Origin of the sequence: Devosia naphthalenivorans (assembly GCF_003056355.1) — a bacterium.
Taxonomy (GTDB): Bacteria; Pseudomonadota; Alphaproteobacteria; order Rhizobiales; family Devosiaceae; genus Devosia; species Devosia naphthalenivorans.
The window spans coordinates 117,030-133,038 of the sequence record NZ_PYVW01000015.1; the positions used below are offsets into that span (position 1 = coordinate 117,030).

Annotated in this window: 16 protein-coding genes; 10 read left to right on the plus strand and 6 right to left on the minus strand. The window is 61.7% G+C overall.

Annotated elements, in window-relative coordinates:
* Positions 1-97 precede the first annotated feature (97 nt).
* A complete protein-coding gene (locus C8264_RS17160) occupies positions 98-904 on the plus strand; it encodes a helix-turn-helix domain-containing protein (RefSeq protein WP_108462204.1) in 807 nt (268 codons plus the stop codon).
* Positions 905-921: 17 nt separating this feature from the next.
* Here the strand turns inward: C8264_RS17160 and C8264_RS17165 are convergent, their stop codons facing one another.
* Entirely contained in the window at positions 922-1,926 is a 1,005-nt protein-coding gene (locus C8264_RS17165; protein ID WP_108462229.1) for an NAD(P)H-quinone oxidoreductase, read from the minus strand.
* Positions 1,927-2,177: 251 nt separating this feature from the next.
* On the opposite strand from C8264_RS17165, the gene C8264_RS17170 reads away from it, so the two are divergent.
* The gene (locus C8264_RS17170; RefSeq protein WP_108462205.1) at positions 2,178-2,639 is read left to right on the plus strand and encodes a tripartite tricarboxylate transporter TctB family protein; all 462 of its coding nucleotides are present in this window, start codon (positions 2,178-2,180) and stop codon (positions 2,637-2,639) included.
* Positions 2,640-2,641: 2 nt separating this feature from the next.
* On the plus strand, positions 2,642-4,138 hold the full coding sequence (locus C8264_RS17175) for a tripartite tricarboxylate transporter permease (protein ID WP_108462206.1): 1,497 nt from the start codon (positions 2,642-2,644) through the stop codon (positions 4,136-4,138).
* Between the two features lie 141 nt (positions 4,139-4,279).
* Here the strand turns inward: C8264_RS17175 and C8264_RS17180 are convergent, their stop codons facing one another.
* Together C8264_RS17180 and C8264_RS17185 are read right to left on the minus strand one after the other, a co-directional pair.
* Entirely contained in the window at positions 4,280-5,689 is a 1,410-nt protein-coding gene (locus C8264_RS17180) for an MmgE/PrpD family protein (RefSeq protein ID WP_108462207.1), read from the minus strand.
* A 97-nt stretch (positions 5,690-5,786) separates the two neighbouring features.
* A complete protein-coding gene (locus C8264_RS17185; RefSeq protein WP_108462208.1) occupies positions 5,787-6,761 on the minus strand; it encodes a Bug family tripartite tricarboxylate transporter substrate binding protein in 975 nt (324 codons plus the stop codon).
* 312 nt (positions 6,762-7,073) lie between these two features.
* On the opposite strand from C8264_RS17185, the gene C8264_RS17190 reads away from it, so the two are divergent.
* The 3 genes from C8264_RS17190 (at position 7,074) to C8264_RS17200 (ending at position 10,169) form a co-directional block, all read left to right on the plus strand.
* Positions 7,074-8,054, plus strand: a complete 981-nt coding sequence (locus C8264_RS17190; protein WP_108462209.1) for a Bug family tripartite tricarboxylate transporter substrate binding protein — start codon at positions 7,074-7,076, stop codon at positions 8,052-8,054.
* Positions 8,055-8,180: 126 nt separating this feature from the next.
* Positions 8,181-8,651 (plus strand): tripartite tricarboxylate transporter TctB family protein, encoded by a 471-nt coding sequence (locus C8264_RS17195; RefSeq protein WP_108462210.1) that lies wholly within the window; start codon positions 8,181-8,183, stop codon positions 8,649-8,651.
* Between the two features lie 6 nt (positions 8,652-8,657).
* On the plus strand, positions 8,658-10,169 hold the full coding sequence (locus tag C8264_RS17200) for a tripartite tricarboxylate transporter permease (RefSeq protein WP_108462211.1): 1,512 nt from the start codon (positions 8,658-8,660) through the stop codon (positions 10,167-10,169).
* A gap of 78 nt (positions 10,170-10,247) precedes the next feature.
* On the opposite strand, the gene C8264_RS17205 is transcribed toward C8264_RS17200, so the two are convergent.
* Entirely contained in the window at positions 10,248-10,688 is a 441-nt protein-coding gene (locus C8264_RS17205) for an RrF2 family transcriptional regulator (RefSeq protein ID WP_108462212.1), read from the minus strand.
* Between the two features lie 119 nt (positions 10,689-10,807).
* Between C8264_RS17205 and C8264_RS17210 the strand changes: the two genes are divergently transcribed.
* Positions 10,808-11,425 carry a class I SAM-dependent methyltransferase gene (locus tag C8264_RS17210; protein ID WP_205245716.1) on the plus strand — a complete coding sequence of 206 codons (618 nt, stop codon included), beginning with the start codon at positions 10,808-10,810 and terminating at the stop codon, positions 11,423-11,425.
* Between the two features lie 25 nt (positions 11,426-11,450).
* Positions 11,451-12,392 carry an alpha/beta fold hydrolase gene (locus C8264_RS17215; protein ID WP_108462214.1) on the plus strand — a complete coding sequence of 314 codons (942 nt, stop codon included), beginning with the start codon at positions 11,451-11,453 and terminating at the stop codon, positions 12,390-12,392.
* Between the two features lie 167 nt (positions 12,393-12,559).
* Here the strand turns inward: C8264_RS17215 and C8264_RS17220 are convergent, their stop codons facing one another.
* On the minus strand, positions 12,560-13,525 hold the full coding sequence (locus C8264_RS17220; RefSeq protein WP_108462230.1) for an aldo/keto reductase: 966 nt from the start codon (positions 13,523-13,525) through the stop codon (positions 12,560-12,562).
* Positions 13,526-13,666: 141 nt separating this feature from the next.
* Between C8264_RS17220 and C8264_RS17225 the strand changes: the two genes are divergently transcribed.
* Entirely contained in the window at positions 13,667-14,536 is an 870-nt protein-coding gene (locus tag C8264_RS17225; RefSeq protein ID WP_245893318.1) for an AraC family transcriptional regulator, read from the plus strand.
* Between the two features lie 108 nt (positions 14,537-14,644).
* Here C8264_RS17225 and C8264_RS17230 read toward each other — a convergent pair whose 3' ends face one another.
* Complete coding sequence (locus C8264_RS17230) at positions 14,645-15,043, minus strand: RidA family protein (protein WP_108462216.1); 399 nt, start codon at positions 15,041-15,043, stop codon at positions 14,645-14,647.
* A 119-nt stretch (positions 15,044-15,162) separates the two neighbouring features.
* Between C8264_RS17230 and C8264_RS17235 the strand changes: the two genes are divergently transcribed.
* On the plus strand, positions 15,163-15,753 hold the full coding sequence (locus C8264_RS17235) for a TetR/AcrR family transcriptional regulator (RefSeq protein WP_245893323.1): 591 nt from the start codon (positions 15,163-15,165) through the stop codon (positions 15,751-15,753).
* The last annotated feature ends 256 nt before the right edge of the window (positions 15,754-16,009 follow it).

The window sequence follows — 16,009 nt, forward strand, 5'->3', positions numbered from 1 at the left end:
ACAAGTTCGGCTTAGAGGTTGACGCCTGCGCGTCTCAATCTATAGTCCCTCATGTTTCGTCTAGCGAAACGAAATTTGCGAGGGAGGAAGACATTCCGTGGCTATTCGTTCGATCGAACGCTGCCTCAATGTGCTGCTGGAACTGAACCGGCAGCCCATCAATACTATCGCGCAGCTACACGCCCGTACCGGCCTGCCAAAGCCGACACTCGTTCGTATCCTCAAGACACTGGAGGAGGCGGGCTATGTCGAGAACGACACGCGGCAGGGCGGGTATCAGGTCAGCGCGATGGTGACCTCGCTCAGTTCGGGCTACCACAAAGGCCCGTTGGTGGTTGAAGCCGGCCGCGCCTGGGCGTTGGCGATTACGCGGAAGCATAAGTGGCCGATTGCGATCGCCCTGCCCGACTATGACAGCATGGTTGTGCGCTTCAGCACCGTGCCTGACAGTCCGGTTTCGCCGTTCCACAGCACGGTCAACAGGCGGCTGCAGATGCTCACCCGGGGGTTGGGGCTGGCCTATGTGGCATTCATAGAGCGCGAAGAGTTCGAGTTGATCCTTGACGTGCTGATGAAATCGGACGACCCGGAAGACGGATTAAGCCATCATCCTCAGGAACTTAAGCGCCTTCTGGCGCAGATCAAGGAAGCCGGTTACGCGACCCGTTCATCAATGGTGGAGCCGCGAAATTCGAACACCATTGCCGTTCCGATCATCAGCCAGGAAGGCCGCGTCCTGGCAAGCCTGGGCCTAACCTATTTCAAGTCCGCCTTCAGTTCCGAGCAGGAAGCATGCTTGCGTTTTGCTCCGGTTTTGCAGTCAGCAGCCCTCGCAATTTCTGACGATCTTGCTCGCCTTTCTCAGAACATGTCGGTGGACGTGACGGAGTACGGCGCCATCTGACGGCGAGGATCGGCCGATCACGCCACTTCGCTGGCGCGTTCCGAATCCACTGCCAGGACGACCTTGCCGAGTTGTTCGTTCGCGTCCAGCAGCGCGTGGGCCTGCCGCACGTCGGCCAGCGGGAATACGGCGTGGATGCGGGTGGTCATCCTGCCGTCCGCCAGCAATGGCCACACGGCATCCACGAGCGCCTTGGCGATCTGGCCCTTGTATGCTGCCGAGCGTGGGCGCAGCGTCGAGCCGGTCAGGGTGAGCCGGCGACGCACGAGGTCGCGAATGTTGACTTCCGCCGTTGCGCCCTGATGGCTGGCGATGAAGACGAGCCGGCCATCGGGGGCCATGAGATCCAATTGCTGCTGCACATAGGACCCGGCCTGTGCGTCGAGGGCGACGTCGAGGCAATGCTCGCCTGCGTGATCTCTTATCGCTCCCGCCCAGTCTTGCCGATAGTCAAACACGGCATCGGCGCCTAAATCCATGCAAGCTGCCCGCTTCTCGGCACTTCCGGCCGTGGCGAAGACGCGGGCTCCCCTGAGCAGCCGGGCCATCTGGATGCCGGCCATTCCAACGCCGCTCGAGCCGCCCTGCACCAGCAGTGTCTCGCCCTGGGCCAACCGCCCCAGCCAGATGATATTGTTCCAGGCGGTGAAAAAAGCCTCGGGCAGGGAAGCCGCCTCGATGAAGCTGAAGCCGCGCGGGAGCGGCATGCACTGCGCGGCGGGAACGACTACACAGTCCGCATAAGCACCACCATTGGTCAGTGCGCAAACGGCGTCGCCAATCTTGACTGTGTCCACGCCATCGCCAATTGCGGCGACCGTTCCCGCCGCATCGAGCCCTGGAATGTCGGTGACCCCGGGCGGCGGCGGATAAAGGCCGCGCCGCTGCTGAATATCAGGACGGTTCACGCTGGCGGCATAGACGTTCAAAAGGACTTCGCCGGGACCGGGAGCTGGAACCGGACGCTCCACGATGTCCAGGACTTCGGGCCCGCCGGGGCGGGCAATTTGAACTACACGCAATTGGCTCATCCTTCCACGGTTGTGCACCGACCTAGCATCTTGCGCCGGGCACACAAATCGGTTGTCCCAGTGTTTCGCTCAGTGGAACGGAGGCGATAGGACGTGGCGCCAGGCAGCGAACCACGGTTTTGTCCGATGTAATAACCCAGCAGCCAACACTGTCCTGGGGACCCTCGCAGCTAGGTGTCGGAATTTCTTCCCCGACCCATTACTGTCGGGAGTCGACCATCCACCCCCAACCACAACGGGCCATGACAATACATTCCGACCTGCTCGCCGCCCTGATCTTTCTCGCCTTCGGTATCGTCGCTGTCGTTGTCGGCTACGGCTATGGCTTCGGCACCATGTCCGCTCTTGGCTCCGGGGCCATGCCGATCCTTGCCGGAGGTGGCCTTTGCATTCTCGGCCTTGCTCAACTGGCACAGACAGCCGCAGCGCGGCAGGCCGGACAGCAATTGGTTTCCGCCTTTCCGCGACGCGAACTGCGCCCCCTGCTGTTGATCCTGGCGGCCATTCTGGCCTTCGGCCTCCTGATTGACCATGTCGGCCTGCTGCCGTCTCTCGCAGCGCTGGTGGGCATCAGCTGGTTCGCAGACAGCGGCGGGCGCAAACGCGAAATGCTTGCCGTGCTGGTCGCCGTGGTCGTGCTGATCGTGGCCATTTTCTATTTTGGCCTGGGCATTCCATTCCGCCTCGTAGCCTGGAGGTTTTGAGCATGGACCTTTTTTCCTCGCTCGTCATGGGACTGCAGGTGGCGGTTACGCCGGTCAACCTGCTCTATTGCCTGCTGGGCGTGACGCTGGGCACCGCTATCGGCGTGCTGCCCGGTGTCGGGCCCATCATCACCATCTCGCTCCTGCTGCCGCTGACCTTCGGGCTGACGCCCGAGGCATCGATCATCATGCTCGCGGGCATTTTCTATGGTGCTGCCTATGGCGGTTCCACCACCTCCATCCTGGTCAACCTGCCCGGTGAGGCCGCGTCCGCCGTGACGTGCATAGACGGTCACCAGATGGCCCGGCAGGGTCGCGCCGGCGCCGCACTTGCCGTGGCCGCCCTGGGCTCCTTCTTCGCCGGTACGGTCGGTACGCTGGTGATCGCCCTCGCCGGCCCGCCACTCGCCGGCATAGCGATGCGCTTCGGCGCCGCGGAATACGCCGCATTGGTTTTCGTGGCGCTGCTCACCACCGCTGCAATGACACGTGGCGGTGTGGTCAAGGGGGTCGGGGTCGTGCTGCTTGGCATGGTCTTCGGCACGGCCGGCTCGGACGTATCCACCGGCATGTTCCGCTTCACCTTCGGCATTCCCGAACTCCGCGATGGCGTCGAATTCGCGGTGCTGGCCGTGGGACTCTTTGCTGTCGCCGAGATCATCGGCAATATCGGGGAACCCCAGGGGGAAGCCGTGTCGTCTCGCAATATCGGCCGGCTCTGGCCAACGCGTGACGATTTCAAACGTGCCTGGCCTGCCGTGCTGCGTGGCACCGGACTTGGCACGGTGCTGGGGGTTCTGCCCGGTGCGGGCCTCTCCATGAGCTCGTTCAGCGCCTACATGGTCGAGAAGAGCACGGCCAAGGAACCAGAGCGCTTCGGCAGCGGTGCCGTGGAAGGTGTTGCTGCGCCGGAATCAGCCAACAACGCAGCCTCGCAGACCGCCTTCATTCCCACCCTTCTGCTCGGCATTCCGGGCAGTCCAACCATGGCGCTGATGCTCGGTGCCTTCATGATCCATGGCGTCCAGCCCGGTCCACGAATGATGGGGGATCACCCGCAGCTGTTCTGGGGCCTTATCGTCTCCATGTGGATCGGCAATCTGTTGCTTGTGGTGCTGAACCTTCCCCTGATCGGGCTCTGGGTGCGGTTGCTGCGCGTTCCCTACCACTGGCTCTATGTCTTTGTGCTGGCCTTTGCCTGCGTCGGGGTTTTCACCCTCAGCTCATCGCACTTCGACATCTACTCGCTCGTTTTCTTCGGGGCGCTGGGCTACCTGCTCAAGGCGGCGGGATGCAATCCGGCGTTGTTCGTTCTCGGGTTCATTCTGGGCCCGATGTTCGAGGAGAATTTCCGCCGGGCCATGACCCTGTCGCGCGGTGACCCGATGGTGTTCCTCGAGCGCCCGATCAGCCTGACACTGCTGCTGGTCGGTGTTGCAGTCCTGCTCGCCACCACAACCTCCTTTGTCCGGCGCGGCCGGGCGGAAGCCGAGGACTGAGACCGCTACTGGAAACTGGCATAGGTTTGCAAACCATCACCCGCGCCCCGAATGGGCGCGGGTGAGTGCAGCGATGACAATGATCTAAAGGCTACCCTCGCCGCGTTCGGTGGCGAAGGGATCAGAACCGCTGTCCCCGCCCTACTGCTGAAACGGGGCCAGTATGGCGTGCACATCGGGGGCGGTATCGAGAGCCAACAAGGTTTCGATCAGCTTGTCGGTCCTGTCGCTGTCGACCACGCCATTGAGGTTGGAGCGGAACTTGTCGATGTAGACAGCGTCGCCTGCCGGATTGCGGCTCGTGCCCAGCATGTCCTCGACGGTGTGGCTGATTACGGTGCCATCAGCCAATTCGATCGACACCACCCCGCGCGAACGGCTGGTATCAGCGGCCGCAATGGGGTCGGCCACGTGGACGACCTTGTCGGCCAGGGCGTGGATGACCGGGTCCCTGAGGCTCGATTCAGCATAGGATGATTTATCGAAGCGCCCCAGCGCCAGCGCCTCCGCAACCGTGTGCTGCAGGCTGATCCGTCCGTGCCAGGGCGTGCGCAGGCGGCGCTTTTCTTCAACCGGCTCGCAAACCGTCCGGAACGAGCGCTGCATGATCTCGCAGCGGATTTCCACGATGTCCTCAAGCTTGAAGGTATGCCGTGAACGCAGTTCGAGCGCGGCCTGGATAAAGGGCATCAGCGTAAAGGCGCAGGGATAGAGTTTGGGGGCTATATTGAGCACTTCCCAGCGCGACCCCAGCTCATCGGTGAGAGCGTTGTAGCGGAATTCGACATCGGCCTGAACATAGCTCCTGTACCAGCCGAACTTGCCCTCGAATATCGCCTCAGGCCCGGTCAGCCCCTGGGCCGCCAGCGCAACAGCGCGAATGCCTGCCGCAGCGGCGAAGCCAACATGCAGGATCTTGCTGTCGGCACCATCCTGAAACGCACTGATCGAACCGGCCGACAGACTGCCGGCGGTGCCCACGGCGTGCGCCATGACGTCCGCCGGCAGTCCGCGCAGTCGCGCAACGGCGTAGGCCGCGGCGAAGACGCCATAGACGCTGGTGGGATGAAATCCTACTTCGTGCATGCGCACAGGAGAAACGAGGCCAAGGCGGCACAATATTTCAGTGCCGGCCAACACGGCCTCGACAAACTGCCGGCCACTGACCGGCGCCCGTTGAGCCTCCGCCAACAGGGCGGCAAGAACGACCCCGGTGGGGTGGATATTGCTTTTGATATGGGTGTCGTCGAACTCGAGCGCGGACGACGCGACCCCGTTGACGAAAGCGGCACCGGCCGGGGAAGTCTCCTCGCGGCTGCCCAGCGCATAGGCGCCCCTGCCCCCACCGTCGGAATCCTGCAACGACCGCCGGGCCGCCTCCACGGTGCGCAGGCTGCCGGAAGCCAGCATGACCCCAATCTGGTCGAGAATGCGCAGCTTGGTATTGTGGACCACCTCGGCCGGGGCATGATCGAGTGAAAAACCGACGACCCAGTCGGCCATCCGGGAGCTTAGATACGGCATGTTGGGGCCTTGATCGAATATGGACATGGGTAGGTCGTCGCGGGCGGCATTCCGCCCGGGGAAATGAACATGGAATGGCCGGCAGCGTGATATACTACGCTGCCGGCCATGATGGTTCGCCCGATTATTTCGCCAAGCCGAGCCCGGTCAGCAATACGGCAAGGCGTTCGTAGTCCGCGCGCAGCGCTGCATCGAGTTCGGCGCTTCCCATGAAACGCGGCGAAACGCCGGCTTTGGTCAGTTTGTCGACGAACTCGGGATCGGTGCTGGCTTCCTTCAGGGCCGTCTCGACCATGCTGACGGCCTCGTCCGGCATGCCGGCGGGACCCATGATCATCTGCCATCCGGTGCCGCTGATGCTGTCATAGCCGAGCGAGGCAAGCGCTGGAACGTCGGGGAACTCGCTCAGCTGCTCGCCGCCCGGAACGGCCAGCGCCGTGACCGTGTCCTGTCGCGCCTGTGCCACGGCAGCGGCGTCCATCATGAACTGAACGTCTCCGGACAGCACCGCCTGCACGACTTCCGCCGCGCCCTTATAGGGGATGTGCGTGGCCTCGATGCCCATGACATTGAGCATGTCCACCGTTGCGACATGGCCGGTGGAGCCGACGCCGACCGAGCCATAATTCAATTCGCCCGGATGCTCCTTGGCGTAGGCGACGAACTCTTCAACCTTGGTCACCGGGAGCGACTTGGAGGACACCAACATACGCACCGCTTCGCTCACATTGGCGATCGCGATGAAGTCTTCGAGGGGTTCGAAGCCCACCTCGGCGAGATGAGGCGCGGTGGTGATGATGGCGTTTCCGGCCAGAAGCAGCGTGCTGCCATCGGCGGGCGAGCGCGACACCTGTTCGGCACCGATCGCGCCGCTTGCGCCGCCAACATTCTCCACGACGAAATTGACGCCGAGGCGGCGGCTGAGTTCATCGGCCACCAGACGGCCGACGATATCGCCAGCACCGCCAGCCGCATACGGCACGACCAATGTCACCGTATCGACGGGGTATGTCTCTTGTGAGAGCGTTGGCGCACTGCCCGAGACTGCCAACAGCGCTGCCAAGCCCGCCGCGCTTACCGCTCTGAATTGCTTCTGCATTGTATTTTCTCCTCCGGTGCATAGAGCACTTTTGCAAAAGCTTATGCCAATTCGGAGAACAGAAGGAACCTTGTGCTTGGCCGCGTTCCGTGCAGCGAAATGGAAATATCCAACGCCGGCCGTCGGCGGCGAGTTCGGTCGCGCCGGGGAACAGCACAGCGCATAGATTGACAGCCGAGGGTGCGGGATCGATAGTCGTAGGCGGAGTGAGGGCGCCGAGGGGGATGGCGGCGCTTGATAGGACGCGAGGCAGGACAACCTGCCTCGGCAGGGGTTGCCATGTGCCGCCCCGCAATCGATCTGGGAGGATCCATGTACAAACGTACCCTAATGTCTATCGCGGCAGCGCTGATCGGAACGACCTTGTTCGGCATGAGCGCGGCTTCTGCGCAGAGCTATCCGGACCGGCCGATCCAGATGATCGTGCCCTGGGGTGCCGGGGGCGGCACCGACGCAGTGGGCCGCGTCTTTGCCTCGCTGCTGCAGGAGGAACTAGGCGTTCCCGTCAATGTCGTGAACCGCACCGGCGGCTCCGGCGTAGTCGGGCACAGCGCCCTCGCCAATGCCGCGCCCGACGGCTACACGATCGGCGTTATGACGATCGAGATCGACATGATGCATTGGCAGGGCCTGACCGAGCTGACCCACGAAGATTTTGACATTCTCGCCATGGTCAACGCCGACCCGGGCGGCCTCATGGTGTCGGCAGATTCCGAATATGAGTCCCTCGACACACTGCTCGAGGCCATCAAGGCGGAGCCAAAGGGCACTTTCAAATCGTCCGGGACTGGCCAGGGCGGCATCTGGCATCTCGGGCTCGCAGGATGGCTCCTCTCCGAGGGCCTCGAGCCTGATCACGTGACCTGGGTTCCGAGCCAGGGCGCGGCGCCGGGTATCACCGACATGGTAGCCGGCGGGGTGGATATCGTGCCCTCGTCGCTGGCCGAAGGCCGCTCGATGATCGATGCCGGGCGCGTCCGTCCGCTGGCCACCATGTCCGGCGAGCGGCAGGAGGCGTTCCCGGACGTTCCGACCCTCAACGAAGCCACCGGCTCGGACTGGACCCTTGCGGTCTGGCGCACGCTCGTTGGCCCAGATGGTATGCCCGATGATGTCAAGGCCACGCTGACGGCAGCGATCGAGAAGGCCTACAACAGCGAAGAATACCAGACCTTCATGAACGATCGCGGCTTCGGCATGCGCTGGGCCTCCGGCGAAGAGGCGACCGAGATCGTGGCCGCCGACGACGCGAGCCTCGGTGAAGTGATGACCAAGGCCGGGCTGGCCAAATAGTAGAACGGAACGACGGCGCCTTGAGACGTCGGGTACGTGGATAGTGTTAGCCACGTACCCGACGTCAAACTGGGTGGCCCCCTCGCGCCGCTGCTTTTCGATCACTCCCAGGATGGTTCTGCGTCCATGAAGTTGAACGATCTCTCCCTCGGAATTCTCGTGCTCCTGTCCGGTGTCGGGATCTACCTCTCTGCGCTGCAGTTCTCGCCCATTCCCGGACAGGCCTACGGAGCCGAAACCATGCCGACAACCATCGCCCTGGTGGCGATCGGCCTCGGCGTATTCATGATCGGCAAAGCCGTGGTGGTGCGCAACGCGGCGCCCGTTCTGGCGCTTGCCGATTGGACCCGTTCGCCGATGGCGCTTGTCGGCCTGTCGGTCGCCATCGGCCTGGTTGTCTTCTACATCCTGTTCTCCCAGGCGATCGGCTTCGTCCCCACCGCCTTCCTGGTTATCGTCACGCTGATGCTGACCTTGCGCACCCGACCGGTGACCGCAATCCTGGTGTCGCTCCTGGCGACCATCGTCATCCAGCAGGCGTTCGGCCGCCTGCTCCTCGTTCCGCTTCCGCGCAGCGCCCTCGGATTTCTCTGGTAACCAATCATGTCCGTCATCGTGGAAGCCTTCGGGCTCGTCTTTCAGCCCAACGTTCTCCTTGTTATCCTCGGCTCGGCCTGTTTCGGCATGTTCGTCGGGGCGATCCCGGGCCTCACAGCGACCATGGCGACGGCGCTGCTGGTGCCGATCACCTTCTTCATGGACCCGGTTCCTGCGATCGGGGCAATCGTGACCGCCACCGCCATGGCGATCTTCGCGGGCGATATTCCGGGTGCGCTTCTGCGCATGCCCGGCACACCCGCCAGTGCTGCCTATGTGGAAGATGCCTATCGGATGACGAGATCGGGGCGGTCAGAGGAATCCCTCGGCGCGGCGTTGGTCTTCTCCGCCATCGGGGGCATCTTCGGCACCATCGTACTCGTTACCGCCTCGCCGGCGCTGGCGGAGGTCGCGCTGAAATTCTCCTCCTTCGAATATTTCTGGCTGGTGGTTCTCGGCCTCTCCTGCGCGGTCTTCGTGTCGCCGGGATCGGTTACCCGCGGGATCATCTCCCTGCTGATCGGCCTGTTTGCCGCCACCATCGGCATCGACAATCCGGCGGGCGAGCCACGCTACACCTTCGGCAACGTCGAACTGCTGGCTGGCGTCCAGTTCATTCCTGCGATGATCGGCCTGTTCGCCGTTTCGGAAGTCCTGCGCTCGGTGGTTTCACGCAGCGAGCGGCCGCCAGTGCCTCCCTCCAGCGGCGACGGCATCTTCAGGAGCCAGTGGACCAACCTCAAGCGCTATCCCGTCCAGGTGCTCCGCGGCAGCGTGCTGGGCACTGCGATCGGCGCCCTGCCAGGGGCCGGCGCCGACATCGCCGCATGGATCTCCTACGCCGTCAGCAAGCGCTTTTCCAAGCAGCCGCAGAAATTCGGCACCGGCCATGTCGAAGGCCTTGTCGAGGCGGGCGCCTCCAATAACGGAGCCGTCAGCGGCGCCTGGATTCCGGCGCTGGTCTTTGGCATTCCCGGGGACTCGATCACCGCGATCGTCATCGGCGTCCTCTACATCAAGGGCCTCAATCCGGGGCCGACCATCTTCATCAACGACCCGCAACTGATCTACGCGGTCTTCATCGTCTTCTTCTTGGCCAACATCATCATGCTACCGCTGGGCTGGGTGGCCATCAAATCGGCCGGCACCATCCTGGCGGTCCCCGAGCGCGTCCTGATGCCGATCATCCTGATGTTCTGCATCGTGGGGTCCTTCGCGATCAACAACTCGATCTTTGGCGTCATCCTGATGCTGATCTTCGGGGTCCTGGGCTTCCTGATGGACGAAAACGACATTCCGATCGCTCCGGCGATTCTCGGGCTCGTCCTCGGCCCGATGCTGGAACAGAATTTCATCACCTCGATGATCAAGGCGGATGGCAGCTTCCTCGCCTTCTTCGAGCGCCCCATCGCGGCCGGGCTCGGCCTGTTTACTATCGCAATCTGGTGTCTGCCGCTGATCGCAATGATGATCGCACGACGCAAACGGACTGCGCCCGGTCCTAACGCGCCCGACTGAAGGTCCCTTCCCTCCCCAATAGCCGAGCGGTGTCAGCTTGCCGCCTTCTTTGAAGGTGCCGTCGGGAGTTGCAGCGTCTCAATCAGGCTTGGCGTGGTCAATCATGCCCGGCTCAAAATTGGCGGCCATCTCTGCGACTGAAACTGCCTTGAGGTGCGTTTCAAAATGCTGCTGTGCCTTGGCAAGCGCGTTTGCGGTGGCGTCATTCGCGGCGCGGGCCAGCAAGCAGGTCGTCTGCTCATCATCGATGCCGATGGCAAAAAGTGTCGGCGCACCAAGCGCCTGGTAGATTTCCAGAAGCGATATTTCGGTCAGCGGCTTTGCAAGCGACCAGCCGCCCCCGTGTCCTTTTACCGAAACGACAATGCCAGCTTGGCGCAAGCCTCCCATGGTTCGGCGAACTACCGAGGAGTTTGTTCCCAGCATCTGGGCGATGAGCTCGGAAGTTGCCGGCGCCTGCAGCCGCTCAAGATGCAGCAGGGCGTGGAGGACACGCGGTAGGCGGCTGTCCTGGCGCATTAGATCAGCCCTTCTGTAACAAATGAAAGCACGTGATATTGACACTCATGCGGTTATGGTTCATTTGATGATACATGACATCATCAGCTCATACCATATCAAATCCCGCAGGCCTGAGAATGGACGACACTCCCCAAACATTTTGGGATTGCGTCTACGCCGGAAAGACGAAACCCTCGGGTGGACGCCCATCTTTTACGCTAACGCACTTCATTGAAGGGCGTCCAAAAGGACGTGCCCTGGAGTTGGGCTGCGCCCGTGGCGACGATGCGATTTGGCTTGCTCAGCAGGGATGGACTGTAACCGGGGTCGATATCTCCGAGGCAGCCCTTGAGGCTGCGCGATTGGCCGCCTCGTCCGCTGGCGTAGAATCCAGCGTTCACTTTGAGCGACACGATCTGTCTGAGAGCTTCCCACAAGGGTCGTTCGATCTTGTGATCGCCATGTTCCTGCAATCCCCCATTCCCTTCGGCCGCACCGAAGCCTTGAGACGCGCCGCACAGGCAGTCGAAACAGGAGGGCTCCTGCTCCTCGTTACCCACGGATCGCGCGCGCCGTGGTCATGGAGCGACCCCGAAATCGTGTTCCCGACCGCCGATGCCGAAATGGCCGATCTGGCGCTTGATCCAACAGCCTGGCGCGAAGTGTTCGTTGGCTCGATGCCTCGAACGGCGTTCGGTCCGGCAGGCGAACAAGCCACAATTCTCGACACCATCGTGGCGATCGAACGTCGCTAGAGATTTTACACTGGAGTAGCGCCAGATGACGAAATCGACCAAAATCAGCCGCTTTACCCTGTTTGCATTTGCCTCCCTGTTGTTCCTCGTCCCTGTGGCTGCCCAATCGGACATCAGCGACCAGACGGTGCAAGTGGGTGACCAGACCGTGCGCTACCTCTCGGCCGGCGCGGGAAGCAAAGCCATTGTTCTGCTGCATGGTTGGCCGCAAAGCGCCGATGCATTCAAAGCGATCATTCCCGATCTGGCCGAAGACTACCGCGTATATGCGCCCGATCTCAGTGGCATCGGTGGCAGCACGGCGCCAAACCAGCGCTGGGACAAGGCTTCGCTTGCCACCGACGTAAAGGCGTTTGCAGATCATCTGGGTTTGGAAAATCCGCTCATTGTAGGGCACGATATCGGCGGCATGGTGGCCTATGCCTATGGCAGGCAATACCCAGGCGAGCTGAGCGGCGTAGCCATCCTTGACGTTCCTGTTCCAGGGCTGGATCCGGCCGACGCCATCGCGGCAAGTTCTCACGCCTGGCATTATGACTTCCACAACCAGGTCGGACTGGCCGAAACCCTGGTGCAGGGTCGTCAGGCGGAGTATTTCGGCTATTTCATCAACAAGGTCTCTGCAAACCCCGAGGCGATTTCGATGGAAGAAATCGAGGTTTATGCCAAGGCCTATGAGACCCCTGAACGCCTGCGTGCGGGTTTTGAACTCTACCGCGCCTTTGACGAGGATGCGGTTTTCTTTCAGGCACAGAACTCCGAATTCACGGTGCCCATGCTCGTCGTCGGCGCAGAGTTCTCGACAGGCGGGTCGCTGCTCACCATGGAACAATCCTTCGCCAGGCAAGGGGCAACAGACATTACGACTATCGTCGTGAAGGAGTCCGGGCATTGGCTGCCTGAAGAACAGCCGGCCCCCACGGTTCAAGCCCTTGAGGACTTCGCTGCAGTCGTCTTCGACGATTAAACTCCCGCTTTATGCAACTGCTGGCCGGCTACCTCGGGGAGAGTTTGCAGACCTGCTGCTATCGAGGGTTTTAAGCGGTAAGCGGATGCTGATTGCTCAGCGAGATCGGTGGAGCAAACTATCGTTTGATACCCCTTTGGCGATCAAGCCGCCAAAGGGGTGAGGCATTATTTCCACTCGGGGATCATGCTTGGCACGGCGTAGCGGGCGCCGGCGGCGCCTTCCGGCAGAATTTCCGTGATCCGGGCCAAGTCCTCGGCAGTCAGTTGGAGCTCAGCCGAGCCGACATTCTCGGCCAGCCGCTCCTTGTGGCGCGTGCCCGGGATGGGAACGATGTCGTTCCCCTGCGCCAGCAGCCAGGCCAGAGCCAGTTGTGACACGGTGGCGCCCCTGGACTTGGCTAGCATGGTCAGTTGCTCGACCGCCGTCTTGTTCTTCTCGAAATTGCCGGGCTGCCAACGCGGATCGCTGCGGCGCATGTCGTTCTCTGCATAGTCCGCAGCCGGCTTGACCGCGCCTGTGAGGAAACCGCGACCAAGCGGAGAATAGGGCACAAAGCCGATGCCCAACTCGCGCAATGTCGGGAATATCGACTCTACCTCTCGTTCGAACACCGAATATTCGGTCTGCAGCACCGTGACCGGCTGCACAGCATGAGCACGGCGGATCGTCTCGGGACCGGCCTCGCTCACGCCGAAATACTTCACCTTACCGGCGATGATCAGGTCTTTCACCACGCCGGCCACATCTTCGATCGGCACATTTGGATCGACCCGGTGCTGGTACATAATGTCGATGTGGTCCACACCGAGATTGCGCAGGCTCCTGTCGGTAAGCTCGCGGATGAAATCGGGGCGGCTGTCGACACTCCAGTCCTCGGCAAAGCCAAACTTGGAGGCGATCACGACCTCGTCGCGGAAGCCTTTGACGGCGCGGCCGACGATCTTTTCGTTCTCGCCCCACCCGTACACAGCGGCCGTATCGAAAAAGGTGACGCCCTGGTCGAACGCGTAGCGGATCGTCTCGATGCCCTGGGCTTCATCGCTGTCACCATAGGCGACGGAGACGCCCATGGCGCCGTAGCCGATTGCCGAAACCTCTGGACCATTGGTGCCGAGTTTGCGCTTTTGCATGACAATTCCTTCCATCTTGCAGGCCTGATAGCTAAGCTCTTCGTGTCGCCACTGCGTGCCGAAAACTCCTCGGTTCTTGCCTATTCCTCCTGATACGTTGCGAAGGGCTGTGGGTCGGACTAGTGTCGCCGGATGAGCACCATGGCAGAACTCAAGCGACTTGCCTTCTCCTATGCCTTGCAGCCGAGAACGGTGACCTCGATCGCGCGGCTGGAAATCATGCGGCTGGACCATCCCACGGCGTTGCAGCCGGTGATTTACGAGCCGGCCGTTTGTCTCGTGCTGCAGGGGGCAAAGCGCGCCGTCATCGGTGAACAGGTGCTGGCCTATAGCGCGGGCGACTACTTCATCGCCGCAGCCGAGGTGGCAGCGCTTGGCCGAATTTCGGAAGCGACCCAAGAGCAGCCCTATCTGGCCCTCAACTTGCTGCTCGATCCGCAGGTGATTGCCGGCGTGCTGCTGGACTTGCCAAAGGGGAGCGAGCCGGCAGCCTCGTCCGGCTTCTTCACCAGTACTGCAGACAGCAAGCTGCTCGATGCGTGGCTGCGCCTGGTGAGTGTGCTTGATCGGCCCGATGAGGCCGCGGTGCTGGGCCCCATGATCGAGCGGGAAATCCTGTTCCGGCTTTTGCAGGGCCCCAGTGGCGTTTTACTGCGCCAGATTGCCGGCAGCGACAACCGGCTATCCAGTATCCGTAAGGCGATGGCCTGGCTGCGGGAACATTACGCCGAGCCGGTCAGGGTCGAGCAACTGGCCGCTATTGCCGGAATGAGTTCGTCGGTGTTCCACAAGCATTTCAAGGACGTGACGGCGCTGTCCCCTATCCAGTACCAAAAGCAGATCCGGCTGCAAGAGGCGCGCCGGCAACTGTCGCAGGCACCGGTAGACGCGGCCGGCGTGGCCTTCTCGATCGGCTATGAGAGTGCGTCCCAATTCAGCCGTGAATACAAGCGGCTGTTCGGTGCCTCACCGGTGCAGGATGCCAAACAACTGCAGGGATTGATCGGTTAGGGCATTAGAGGCCAGTGTCCGCTTTCGGCGTGCTGCAACTAGACGGCTGACGACCGCAATAGGGCCACAGGCCGCTGGAGCGATCCGGCGGCCTATTTGTGTTTCCGATCATTGAGCTGCAGGGATGCGGGCGATGACCTTGATTTCGACGTCGAAGCCGGCCAGCCAGTTTACTCCGATGGCCGTCCAGTTGGGATAAGGCTTGGTGTTGAAATGGCGGTTCTTGACGGCCATGAAGGGTTCGAACTGCTTTTCCGGATCGGTGTGGAAACTGGTGACGTCGACGATGTCATCCAAGGTTGCGCCGGCTGCAGCGAGGACGCCTTTGAGGTTCTGAAATGCGCGCTCCACCTGCAGCGAATAGTCGGGCTCGGGGGAGCCATCGTGCAGGCTACCGACTTGGCCAGAAACGAATAGCAGGTCGCCAGAGCGGATGGCGGCAGAATAGCCATGAGCTTCGTAAAGGGCATGGCGGTCGACGGGAAAGATGGCTTCGCGTTTGGTCATTTGAGGCTCAATTTCATTCTGTCTTTGGGTCGCGCAATTTGATATACGCAACGTATGTTAGATATAGATACGCAGCGTATGTCAATTGATATACGCTGCGCATGTGAGATAGGTGCGTGATGGTGACCAATAAGCGCCAGGCGATGATGCAAGAGAACCGGCTCAGGCTGATCGAAGCCGGACGGAGGGCCTTCGCGGCGCAGGGCTATGCCGCAGCATCCATGGATGAGTTGACGGCATCGGTGGGTCTAACGCGCGGCGCGCTTTACCACAATTTCGGTGACAAGAAGGGCCTGCTGGCGGCGGTGGTTCACCAGATCGACAGTGCCATGGCACAGAAGGCGCAGGAGATCGGTGCGCTCAAGACTGATGCGTGGGAGGCACTGCTTGCGGAGGGAGCCGCCTACATAGAAATGGCACTGGACGCCGAGGTTCAGCGCATCGTGCTGCTGGACGGGCCGGCCGTGCTGGGCGATCCATCACAATGGCCGAGCCAGGATAGCTGTCTGCAAAGCACAAAGCGAGCGGTGGAGCGATTGATCGCCGAAGGACGCATGAAGAGAGTTGATCCCGAGGCGGCAGCGCGGTTGATGAATGGCGCAGCGCTGAATGCCGCCCTCTGGGTCGCGGCGAGCGATGATCCGGCCACGACCTTGCCAAAGGTGATCGAGGCCTTCAATGCCATGGCGGGGGGACTGCTGACCAAATGACCAGTTCAGGGAACCACAAGCCGCTGACAGAAAATGAACATTCATCATGTTCCGCGCATAAGGCCAAAATCGCAAATTTCGTGTAGGCTCTCGGTGCGGCCCGGGTACACAATACAACATGGCGACCGACCTAGGCTCAGGACCCATTAAGGGGATTCCCAGGGTGGCGATGATCTGATTCACTGCTGCAGGGAGGCCTTGCCATGAGTGATCTGTTTTGGTTGTCGCCGGCACAGGTACGGCGGATTGAGCCGTA